8 protein-coding genes are annotated in these 12,082 nt (G+C 48.0%); all 8 read right to left on the bottom strand.

The genetic code is table 11. The features are described from left to right. Window positions 1-1,196 (bottom strand): arylsulfatase (locus ABGY95_RS03895; RefSeq protein ID WP_347440396.1); only part of this gene is annotated, 1,196 nt, incomplete at its 3' end. Beyond that, window positions 1,193-2,677: a sulfatase gene (locus ABGY95_RS03890; RefSeq protein ID WP_347440395.1), complete on the bottom strand. Its 1,485-nt coding sequence runs from the start codon at window positions 2,675-2,677 to the stop codon at window positions 1,193-1,195. The genes ABGY95_RS03895 and ABGY95_RS03890, both read right to left, overlap by 4 nt. Before the next feature lie 62 nt (window positions 2,678-2,739). Further along, on the bottom strand, window positions 2,740-4,824 hold the full coding sequence (locus ABGY95_RS03885; protein ID WP_347440394.1) for an FHA domain-containing protein: 2,085 nt from the start codon (window positions 4,822-4,824) through the stop codon (window positions 2,740-2,742). A 506-nt stretch (window positions 4,825-5,330) separates the two neighbouring features. After that, window positions 5,331-6,776: an arylsulfatase gene (locus tag ABGY95_RS03880; protein WP_347440393.1), complete on the bottom strand. Its 1,446-nt coding sequence runs from the start codon at window positions 6,774-6,776 to the stop codon at window positions 5,331-5,333. 336 nt (window positions 6,777-7,112) lie between these two features. Beyond that, complete coding sequence (locus tag ABGY95_RS03875; RefSeq protein WP_347440392.1) at window positions 7,113-7,877, bottom strand: sialate O-acetylesterase; 765 nt, start codon at window positions 7,875-7,877, stop codon at window positions 7,113-7,115. A gap of 91 nt (window positions 7,878-7,968) precedes the next feature. After that, window positions 7,969-9,468, bottom strand: a complete 1,500-nt coding sequence (locus ABGY95_RS03870; RefSeq protein ID WP_347440391.1) for an arylsulfatase — start codon at window positions 9,466-9,468, stop codon at window positions 7,969-7,971. Between the two features lie 256 nt (window positions 9,469-9,724). Beyond that, window positions 9,725-10,897 carry an alpha-L-fucosidase gene (locus ABGY95_RS03865; protein WP_347440390.1) on the bottom strand — a complete coding sequence of 391 codons (1,173 nt, stop codon included), beginning with the start codon at window positions 10,895-10,897 and terminating at the stop codon, window positions 9,725-9,727. A gap of 308 nt (window positions 10,898-11,205) precedes the next feature. Further along, a complete protein-coding gene (locus tag ABGY95_RS03860; protein ID WP_347440389.1) occupies window positions 11,206-11,520 on the bottom strand; it encodes a hypothetical protein in 315 nt (104 codons plus the stop codon). Window positions 11,521-12,082: the final 562 nt, after the last annotated feature.

Raw genomic sequence — 12,082 nt, 5'->3', positions numbered from 1 at the left:
TTGGATTTTTCAGGGTCCGCCCCCTTTTCCCAGCGCCCACGGTGAATGAATAACTCCCGGTCCGGCCACTGGGCATTAGGATTTTCGAGTAGCGGCAGCATGGTGCGCCCATCGATGGGCTGAGTACCTTTGGGTATGCCTGCCCCGGCAAGATCAATAAAGGTCTTGAACAGGTCGATGTGTGCAGCCAACGCGTTGATATCTAGGCCTTCTTCAAGCACGCCTTTCCAGCGCCAGAAGGCTGGAACATGGGAACCACCTTCGTAGATCGAGCCTTTACCACTTTTAAATCCAGCAGTGTAGGGCTTTGTTTTCTGGCCATTCAGTTTGCCGATTTTACTGAACTGGCCATTATCTGTCATGAATATCACAAGCGTGTTCTCCCATACCGCCCATTCGTCTAACTTCTGCATGAGTAGGCCAAAGTTGTCGTCGATATTTTCGATCATGCCGTAGCGTCCGGCAGTTTCTTCGTCCCAGCCTAGATCCGTGAATCGCTTCTTATATTTGTCAGGTGCGATCATGGGGCCATGCGGTGCGTTGGGAGTTATATAAGCAAAGAAAGGCGTCTTGGATTCATATTGTTGATTCATCCAGCCCAGTGCCGCCTGAAAAAACACATCAGTGCAGAAGCCTTTGGTCATCACGATCGTGTCGTTATGAAGAACCGCATTATCGAAGTAGACGTTCTCGAAGTTGGGTGGAAAGTCGGAACAACTGCCGGGAAAGGATTTACCGATGGCTCCGCCGCCGTGAATAAACACCTCGGAGAAGCCACGATTGTAGGGCTGAAACTCGGCGCCGTCGCCAAGATGCCACTTGCCAAAAATGCCCGTTTCATAGCCTGCCAAGCGGAGCACCTGAGGCATGGTGGTGTACGCCGAGTTCATCAGTTCACGCTCGTGGATGGTGTGAGTGACACCGTTACGGAACTCGTGGCGTCCGCACATGATGGCCGAGCGCGTTGGCGCACAGGTAGGGCTGACGTGAAACTCCGTGAAGCGAGTCGACAGCTCGTAAAACTTATCGATATTGGGTGTTCTTAGCACCTCGTTCCCCAGACAGGAAAGATCCCCCATCCCCTGATCATCGGTCATGACCATGATGATATTCGGGCGGGAGCCTTTGAGCGGTTTTGCTTGCGCCGCACATGCCGCTAGAACGATTACCAGTGTAGTTTTGAAGCTTAGCTTCATTGTTGGCTATATTTCCTAGTTTTCTTGTCTAAGATGATTCCTTCTTCTTTAAGGCGTGAATCTAACTGCTTCTGAAGCTGCTTGAGAATTATGGCATATTCTGGATTACTGACCTGATTGGAAAACTGTTTCGGATCTTTTAGCATATCATAGAGTTCCTCTTCTCCACTACGGTAGCGCATGTAACCATAGCCTTTTGTTCGAAGCGCAACTCCCTTGTGTGGAATGATAGAAAGCGCAGCCTTCTTCACGAAATCAGATGGGTCTTTCAATACTGGCGTGAAGCTCTTGCCCTGTACCTCGTCTGGAATTGAAATCCCGACCAGGTCGGCGAGGGTCGGGTAGATATCCAGCAGCTCTGTGAAAGCATCAGTCCTACCTGGTTTCATGCCGGGTACGGAGACGATCAGCGGCACCCGCGAGACATCTTCGTGCAGGTTCGTTTTCTGCCAGAAAGTATGCTCTCCGAGGTGGTAACCATGGTCGCTAAGTAAAACAATCGCCGTGCTCTCACGTAAGCCAAGACGATCGAGTTCATTAATGATTCGTCCGACCTGCTCGTCCATGAAGGTCACAGTGGCGTAGTAGGCTGCCCACATACGCTTCTGGTTATCGGGGTACTTACCGATGGAGTTGTTCGAGTTCATTGTTCTAGCTCGCCCAAGTTTCGGGATATCATCGATGTCATTGGCGACCATTTCTGGTAACTTGATGTCCTGCCACGGATAGAGGTCAAAATAGTGCTGTGGAGCGACATTAGGGTAGTGCGGGCGGACCAGACCTGCAGCAATGAAGAATGGCTTATCCTTGTGCTCGCGCAATAGTTCAATCGTTTTGCTCGCGGTTTTGTAATCTGGCTGGTCAGAGCCATCACCTTCGTAGGAGACTGAGACAAACATACGGTTGGGCATTCTAGAAGACTCACGTCCCTGCAATTTGTCGGTGAATTTATTTAGGTTGAGACAAGCATAGTCTCCTGGAGTGTGTGCTTCCTGTCCGCTGCTGTTAAAACGTTGCGTCCAGGAGCTAGGAATGTCCTTTCCATCTGTTCCGGCTATGATGTCGTCCGGCACGGCCATATGGAAGATTTTGCCAACACGCGCAGTGTAGAAATCATTGCTCTTGAAATGTTCACCTAGGCTGACTCCAGCCGCATCCAGATAACGGCTGGCCATGAACGATGTCCGTGACGGCCCACACATCATTCCCTGGCAGTAGGCACGGTTGAATACCATGCCCTCGCTGGCCAATTTATCGATATTCGGCGTCTTGCATATCTTGTCCCCATAACAACCTAACACATCTGCCTTAAGATCATCAGAAACAATGAACAGCACATTCTTTATCTTAGTCTCAGCGGTAGCCGAGGCATCGTCCGCATGCAACTGCTGTGGGAATGCTACGACACCCCCAAATACAGTAATTGTCGCTATCCAGACTAGTTGCTTCATCCAGATCATTATATCTCCTGTAGTTATCATTTCTCTTTGCCGTTTATTGCTGGGAATTCTTGATGTCTGATTTTTACTGTTCTGGGTGCTAATCACGGGTTCACATTTCGTAGTTCTGCCAGCGCTTTGTCGATCTTCTTCAATACATTGAACTGCGCAGCTGCCATTTTGGAACCTGCACGCGGGGATGCCCAAGTGTACATCCCACCAGATGCAATCACACGCGTTGTCCATTCCACCGCTTGCTCTGGTGGAAAGGCACACTTGCCAAGAGTCCAGCGATCTTGCAAGCCCATAAATACATGCCCTAAAGTACTCATTTGGGGGTCTCCTACTGGCTCACCATTACAGTTCATCCAAGGACTCGCTTCTATCGCCGTGATCATTGGCAAATTAACGGGTTCCCAAAATTTGTGTCTTGAGCGCGGGGTCGGGTGACCACCAAAGTAATCGCACTGTGGGGTGGATCTAAAGGGTGGTCCCGCCATTCGGTTAAAGGCGACAATCGACTTCGGGTTACCAGCCAGCACGATATCGCGCCATTCTTGACGTTGCTTGGCAGTTTTCAGCCCGCCTGAGCCGTCGAACCACCAACCATCTATTTTCGTACCATACTGCTCTACATAGTGCTTAAGAATCAGCTGGCCGACTGCTTGGTAATGCGTCATGCCCAGTGACTCAATATGGTCGAACCAAACGTCTTGTAGCTCTTTTTTAGCAAGTCCGGTATGGAAGCCTTCGCACGCAAAGTAAACAAGGGTCTTCTTGCCGGTTGCTCTTACGGCATTGAGAGTCTCTCCTAAAATATCTCTCCTAGGGAATGAGCCACGGTCTGGATAAACTGGCCCACTGAAATAGTCTCTGGTTTTTAGAATTTTTTCTAGTTCTGGGTGCGGAGCAGTGAAGTAACAAGGGCCAGAAGGCTGAGTGACATTAAGAATGACATAGTCCACAGTCTTCAGCTCAGCAATCTGCGCAGCGAATTCCTGAGGGTCAAATTTGTTCACATCCTTAATCCCATTCTTTTCAGAGGGAATCGGCATGCGCACCCCCCATTTACCTGAGTAGGGCAAGGCGTTTGGTGACGGATTAGAGACACGCTGCTTGCTTGCCACTTTACGCGCTTCAGATTGCTCCAATAAACGCTGACCTTCATCTGGATCGAGCTTTTCAGCCGCAAAAAGCATTTTGACTTCAGCGCTGCGAATATCACCAGAGGCGTGGCCGATAAGGCTGACTTTCACCATGGCTGGTATCTCCTCCTCACCATCAAAAATAGAGAGATCGACACCTTTTACCGTATTGCGCCCTAACCGGGGGAGCACAAACTTATAATCGTCAAAGCTTGTTAAAGTATAGCACATGACATTCTCTCGCACTTTGTGTCGATGACTTCTCATCATCCCCTTCAATTCTACTTCAACTTCGACTCCACGGCGAAGGTAAGGTATGTCTGATTGATATTCTGGCACTGATGACGTCTCTACTTTTTCAGCTAACTCCTGCTCCCCAACTGCAATTGGCATTGGATTTTTCTTCGCATCATTGACTACTTGGGGGGCTACTTTGTCTGGTCCGTTCACTACTTGAGCTGGGGAGACCTCATCGTTACGCATGTAGTTAAACCACAGCCAACCTGCTAGGATGCAGATAAGTCCTATGATGAATGATACTGATGCGCGGGAAGCCCCTTGGCTACTGCTACCTGGCTGAACTTGGGGGGGCACACTGGAGCTAGATGGGGAGGTTTCACCTCGGGATGTTGACGTGTTTTGCGCTTTAATTTTAGCGGCATTCTCGACATGCTTTTTACTTTCGGGCTGCATGGCTAATTTTTCATGAACCGTGTAACCCTCTCCCTTGAGTTCCTCTAATTCAGCGTGAGAGAGTTGGAAGCGCAGTGTGGTCTGCCCGATTAAGACTTCTATGCTATCTCTGAGATCAATTACCTCCATCAGTACACCGTCTTTAGTAATCCCATTAGTGGAGGCATTATCTAGCAGAATGTAGCCTCCTTGCACCCTCTCAATATCGCAATGGTGAGTAGAGGATGATGGACATTTGAGTGTGATATAGTTATGGTCAGCGCGACCGATACTAATCCTCTCACCGCAGTGGAGTTTGAATGAATAGGACTCTGGGGGGTATCCGTTTTCATCTATGATGGCTTTTGGCATGAGAATTATAGATTGATTTTTTATCTGAGGGATGTGGTGACCACTTAATTCGGTCACCACAGCTTTGTAGGTGTTCTATAAAAGTTAGATTTACTCTGGATTTGGGTTCCCCTAACTTTGAACGAGAGTTGTGTTGTTTCGTCTCTGCTCCTGCTATTTTTTGTTGTTTAATTTTTCTAACCTCCTGGGAAACATCTACGATAAGATCGTTTATCATGACTCAGACAGTACAGCTCACAATCTCAGATGGCCATGCAGCATGATTCATTTATCACAGTCGGACAATCATCTGTTTAGATGAGCTCGACGAGCTCCTCCTATGTCATATTCAACAACGCGACAGTTCATGTCAGAATGAGGAGGCATCATACTGAGTTCCGAGACGATTACTAGCGCACGCGGCACTTTTTTTCGTGCAGCTTCATTTTATACCAGAACGTGTGCACGCCAATGGAGTAGCCTCTGATTTTCTTACGCGTCCCGTCCCCTTCTTTTGAGTTGATGTGCTACTTCCAGCTCAAGTTCATCGGTACATCATTCGCTGACGAGCATTCTTCCCTGGTTTTACCTCCATCAATAATCTTAATCATCTTAGCTTTAAGGCCAGCTACAATTTCCGGGTGCTTATCCAGTAGATTACGTTGTTCTGCTAAGTCATTTTCCAGATCGTAGAGCTCCATTTTTTGATTGGCTCTGTTGGGCATGATCAACTTCCATTTACCTTCGCGAATTGCGAATTGACCAGTCATGGACTGATGAATCATCGCTTTTCTTGGCTGTGGCATTTTACCCTCAAACAATTGCGCAAATGAGAAGCTATCTTCCGCCTCATCACTTTTCACTTTATCACCGACAACCTCTGCTAAAGTCGCAAAGATATCCAACTGATTGACCGGCTTGCCGAAAGTTTGTCCGCCTTGAATTTTCTTTGGCCAGGAAATAAAAAATGGCACTCGGTGCCCCCCATCATAAAGACTCCTTTTGCCATCGCGAAGTGTTCGATTACTTACATGTCCATGAAGTTTGATTCTCTTGCTCCAGGTCCTTTCTGGGCCATTATCAGAACTGAAGATAATCATCGTATTATCATAGATACCTCTCTCTTCCAGAGCCTTCATGAGCTGACCGATCCAAAAGTCTGTTTCAATCATAAAATCACCATAAGCGCCAGCCTCAGATTTACCGCGAAAGCGTTCTTGCGGCACAACGGGCTTATGTGGCGAAGTCAAAGGTAAATAGAGAAAGAAGGGCTTGTCATCCTTGTGGACTTTACCGATCCACTGCACAGCCTTTTCTGTAAAGCGCTCAAGAACCATTATATCTTCAAAGTCCTCTGCGACCTTAATAGACTTCTTGCTCGCCCCCGGTTTTTCATAGGGCGGGATAATGCGATAATCACTAACCGCGATTTTATTGGGCTTTTTATATGTCATCATTCTGGGGGCAACTTTAGCAAAATCCATGTCGTACCAGGCACAATAACCAAAGTTCATCGATGCCGGAATTCCCCAGAAATAGTTGAAGCCTTTTTGTAGAGGGCCATCGAGAATCTTGCTGCCGTCTTCATTGAAGGTCATGCCCAGGTGCCACTTACCAACCATCCCCGTATTGTAGCCGTTCCTCTTGAGCAATGTCGCGATAGTCGAACGATCATTGGCTATTAATGGCTCATCGTCGCTGTTCAAAACCCCCTGTTTAAGACGAGTCCGCCAACTGTAACGTCCAGTTAGAAGGCCGTAGCGCGATGGGGTACACACTGTATTGCTGCAATGCCCATCGGTAAAGACAATGCCTTGTTGACCGATGCGATCTATGTTGGGAGTCTTAAACTTTGACTCCGGATTTAATAAGCTGCAATCACCATACCCTTGATCGTCGGTATAAATGATAATAATATTCGGTCGCTGATCTGCTAATGTCGCCTGAGCTACCCCAACAACTGCCGCAGTCACTGCTATATTTCTCAGAGCTCTCACTTACTGTATCTCCATTGTTTTAGTTCTACTTATTCTTCTATACGTAAAGGACTGGTCCTAAATACTACAGTATTCAGCGCTAATGTCGCGGCATCGCGACTTTATCTACCAGCAATACTTTCCCTCAATAAAGCCCATTTCGTTGCAGCTTTTGTTGATACAGGACAAATAATCGCCAATACTATTGACTGTAATAACTTTCTGAAGAGCAAAAGCAACTCGATCTTTCGTATATCTATATAAAAAACAACAAGGTTCCGGGCATTCTACTTTAGGGCTAGGGACCAGAATCACCCGCTAGAAATGGCGCAGCTATTTCCTGTCAGGCACATCCCTTTGTTGGGCATTCTTTTGGATCAATTCTATCGACTTCCCGGCAAACCGTTCACCCAGAATTTTGTAACCTTCGACAGTGTAGTGCAGGTCATTTTTAACTTTCTTACCCTTCTTGTTCAATCCATCGTTGAGGTCATCCGTGTCTACCCAGGCTCCACGTTTGCTTCCTTCGGCAATTTTAACCTGAGCTTCTCGGATTGCCACCCAATGCGAACTCGTCATAACGCAATCACTCAGTCGACCTATGACAAAATTGATATCTCCACGCCCTAAATCCTCCTCTAGTTGATGAATCAATCCATTCAGGCTTTCGGCGTACACTTGGTCGTGCTTATCCTTCGCATCCCGCTCTCCTTGCATCCAAACAAAGGTTACCGTTTCGACCTCGTTTCCCTGTATCGCTTTGTTCACCATAGCCATCAGGCGGTCATATAGATCGCCAGTTGCCTGGGGTTCACCTCCTTCCGCTGGTTTCCACTTCTTGTACCAGCGTCGAATTGGTTTACCGCCTTCGGCAAACTTAACAACGATCACATTATCTTCTCCGAATTCCTCAACGACGGTAGGACTGAATGATAGATCAGGGTCCATCCTCTTCATGTTCGACTGACCTGAGAGGATGAATAGGTGCTTCCCTTTCTCCGCGGCATTGACCAACGACACAGAAACCAGAAAGATCAACATTGCGATGCTTCGATACTTCATTCGATTTTCTCCTTTGATGTTTTGTTTAGCGAACACCTGGGTTCACCCGTGCGGTTTACCGCGTCACAGTGAAACGCTTTTTTAGCATTCTAGCTATTAGTCTCTTCAGCCAGGATGGATAATGCGGCTAGAGCTTTGGTTGTACCCAGTCGGGGATTCCGCCCGCAGCTTTCTGTTTATTGAACTGTTCAACAAAAGGCTTGCCTGTATCCAAGGAGGCATCTTCATTCACCATCAAGGGCCTCACTTCATCCCACCAAGCGTCATAGACTTTCTTCATCTCGGCAGCCACCTCCGGGTATTTGGATTTTATGCTCTTAGTTTCCGATGGATCCTCCTCAATATCGTATAACCATCCACCTACAAGGCGGTACTTTTCATTCCTAACAGCAAAACCTGCGTATTTGAAGTCATCGGGCGGATTTTTACCGCCTTTAATTCCCCATCGTCCTGGAGCACCTTTTTTATTCCAGCGACCTTTATGGAAGACCAAGTTGCGATCCGACCACGCTACATTAGGGTTCTCAATCAGAGGGACAAGACTCCGTCCGTCAAGGTCGAGGTCTTGCGGGATGGACGCTCCTGCCATATTCGCCAGGGTCGGGAAAAGGTCATAATGCCTAGTGATTCTGTCCACATCGACACCCGGCTTGATCTTACCGGGCAACCGCATGAAAAGTGGGACCCGAGAGCCGCCTTCATTGAGGGATCCCTTCATGCCCTTCATCCCGGAATTATAGGTACCTGCGGAAGAACCATTGTCGGTCATAAAGATTAGCAAGGTATTCTCAGTTAGGTTCCATTCATCCATCTTCTGCATTAGTAAGCCCATATTTTCATCAATATTCACAATCATACCGAAGAAGGCTGCCGACTTTTTGCTGCACTTGCCTTTGAACATATCACTATACTTTTCAGCCACAATGTAGGGTGAGTGCGGCGCATTTGTGGAAAGGTAAGCGAAAAATGGTTTTTTGGCATCCTTCTGCTCTTTGATCCAGCCCAGGGTCTGACTGAAGAAGACATCGGTGCAGTAGCCTTTGGTCTGAACGAAGCGGTTGTTATGCTTGATGATAGGATCAAAGTAAGCAGTACCAGGTGCATCGCCCTGAGATCCGGGAAACTCCTGTCCAATTCCGCCTGCTCCGTGAATGAATGCTTCATCAAATCCCCGGTTGTGCGGTTGGTAGGGATCTTCATCTCCCAAATGCCACTTCCCGAAAATTCCAGTGGCATAACCTGCCCCTTTCAGCACTTGGGCAATAGTGGTGGCTTTGAGAGTCATCCGATCCCGCTCCAGGACTGTATGAGTTACACCGTTTTTGAATGCTGCACGACCAGACATGAGAGCTGCTCTTGTGGGAGCACAGGTAGGACTTGCATGGAAATCGGTAAAGCGCGTGCTCTGGCTGTAAAGCTTGTCCAGATTCGGAGTTTTCAGGAATGGATGCCCGTGGCACCCCAGATCACCATAGCCTTGATCATCGGTCATCACCAAGATGATATTGGGCTGCGCGATCGACTGAACATCATCTGCAGCCATGAGGTGCTGGCTGGCTGTCAGTGCACAAGCTATAGCTGCAGCTGTTCTAAATAAACTGCGATTTTTAGTCTTAATATGTCTCATATTGTTTGCTTTCTTTATGTAAAATTACTTGGTCGACTGCGGAGCAGCCTGCTTCAACGGAATGTCCCAAGCCACTTGCTGTTCCTTACGACTCAGCTACTGAACTACAGAGAAGCCACCGACCTCCAGTCGAATCGCATCAACCAGCAGTGGCTTCATCCTTTTTCAACAAATCAGCTTATTTTGTCGCCTTTTGCTGTAACCGACCAAAGGGGGGGGCATGTTCAAGCCCGTAGACTTTGAGTAATAGTGGACTTTACATCCCGGGTGTCGCATCCACCGCTTTCTTCGCTTTAGCTTTATAGTTCTCTGAAAAGCGAGGGACCGCGATCACTTTTGGTTTCATTTTCTCAATTGGATTCGCTTCGAGCAGCTTACCCGCTTCCAGAAGAATCGAGATCGCTTCATCCTGAACCACGCCGTCACCATCAGGTCCAACATTCAGCAGCAGATTGCCGCCCTTCATGTTCACATCCTTGAGCTTTGCGTAGACCTTTGACGCATCCTTCCAATTGTGATCATGCTTTTTGTAACCCCACGATTTGTTCATAGTGTAACAGGCTTCCCAATGCTTGGGGAAGGCCTGCTTGAAGTGGCCTTGTTCTTTGGTGACAAAGTCGGCATCAAAGGACTGGCGTTTGGAAACACGATTATTGACAATGACGTGCGCACTCGCGGAACGAATGGCGTTGTAGAGGTCAGTCCCGTCTTGCAAAGTCCACCACTTAGCCCAGTCCCCGTCGAACCAGAGCACGGCCGGGTCATACTTCTCAATCAGCTCCAGAACTTGGTTCTTCTGGTAATCGATATATTCCTGTCCGCGCCCTGCCACGACTGCAGTATTACGGTCGATCCCCGTATGGGACGGGTGGTGCCAATCCAGGATACTGTAGTAAAGACCGAACTTAAGGCCATGCTTCTTGCAGGCCTGGTTCAACTCATCGAGAATATCCCGCCCCTTGAACGGCGTGCTGGCAACATCGTAGTCGGTGTATTGACTATCCCAAAGACAGAAGCCTTCATGGTGCTTGGATGTGATCACCAGATACTTCATCCCTGCCTGCTGCGCTGTACTGACGATGAGCTCCGCATCGAACTTGGAAGGATTGAACGTCTTGAGCAGCTCTGGGTAGTCATCCCGCGAGATCTTTGCCTTGTGCTGTATCCATTCGGCATAGCCCTTGATCTGCTTCTCTTTCCAAACGCCACCTAACTGCGAATAGAGACCAAAGTGAATGAACATGCCATATTGCGCGTCCGCGAACCATTCCATGCGCTCGTTGTAGGAGTCGAGGGACTCTTCCACAACAGCCATACTTTGTTCGGCAGCGCCACTGCTCGTGCTGACAGCCATGCTGAGTGCGAGAGTTAATACTTTCCAATGTTGGTACTTAGCCAGAGCTTTTTTCATCATATTTTTCGTTTTCATGTGTAGTGTTTCTTACTTTATTTCACCGATCGGCAATAGCCGAACTGAACGGAGGTTGACCTGCTTCCATTTGCCCAGAATCGGATCCATCCGAAGGGTCACCTCGCCGGGATGCTCCGAATCCACTTGACCGGCCAAAACCTATGCAAAAGGGTACGAATCTTTCAGTTTATTCTGCGGGCCCTTGGCAATCGCTTATTTTACTGGATTCAGGGTTGCTAATTTTACGCACATTGGCGTCTTGGTTCTTGACTGTTGTTTTATTGTTATTGTGTGTTCGCCTTTTGAGAGATTGATCTTGCCGAGGCTTATCTGCGGGAACTTTTCGCAACTGCCTGTTGCAGGGACTGTCGCTTTGAGCTTTTCTTGTTGGCTCTGACCATTAAATCGGTCGGCTTGACCGTTGCGACATCTGCGAGGACTTCAAATTCGCCAGGCTCATCGCGCTGGTCCCGTGTTTTATGGGCATAGGGGTCAGGCGATTCCTTTTCGGCGGCTTCGAGGGACTCTTCCACAACAGCCGGCTGCTGTTCGGCAGTGCCAATACCCGTGCTGACAGCCATGCTAAATGCGAGAGTTAATAATTTCCAACGTTGGCACCTAGCCAAAGTTTTTTTCATCATACTATCTGTGTTCAAAATCTGGGTACCCTCTGATTGTTTTCCCCCCGCCCGTCAGCCAAATCGCAAGAAGCGCAATTAGTTCAACCGGATAAAGGCAATTGAAAGCCAGCTTATCAGAACCAGATCTGAGCCGCCTATCCTCTGTTTAGATGACTACAGATTAAATAGGACTAATAATTAAATAAATTCTCATCCTTACCTGAGTCCGAAGCAGCTGCAGGCATCCGGCGCGGCTGTAATACCCTAATTTTATCGCCCCCTACTCTGGGTCAGCATGTCAAGAGTGGACTGAGCCCCAGACAGCCTCGTTCAGAGGACCGGACCGAAAATAAAAAAAGAACCTGTCCCGATAAATGCAACAAGCGCCATAACCTTGATCATAGGCACAAATGAGAATAATATTAGGTCTTCGATCTGCCGATCGTCGCCTGTGTTAATCCAATTACTGCTACAACCACTGCTATAATTTTTCAACGCTCTTATTTTATAGTGGTCCCGCAAAACGGAGCAGGTAGCTTATTGATGATTTAGGCTGGTCTACGAGGGGACTAACACCCGAAAT

It is taken from the genome of Rubritalea sp., from assembly GCF_039830215.1.
Lineage (GTDB): Bacteria > Verrucomicrobiota > Verrucomicrobiia > Verrucomicrobiales > Akkermansiaceae > Rubritalea.
This window is presented reverse-complemented; position numbering and strand designations above follow the sequence as displayed.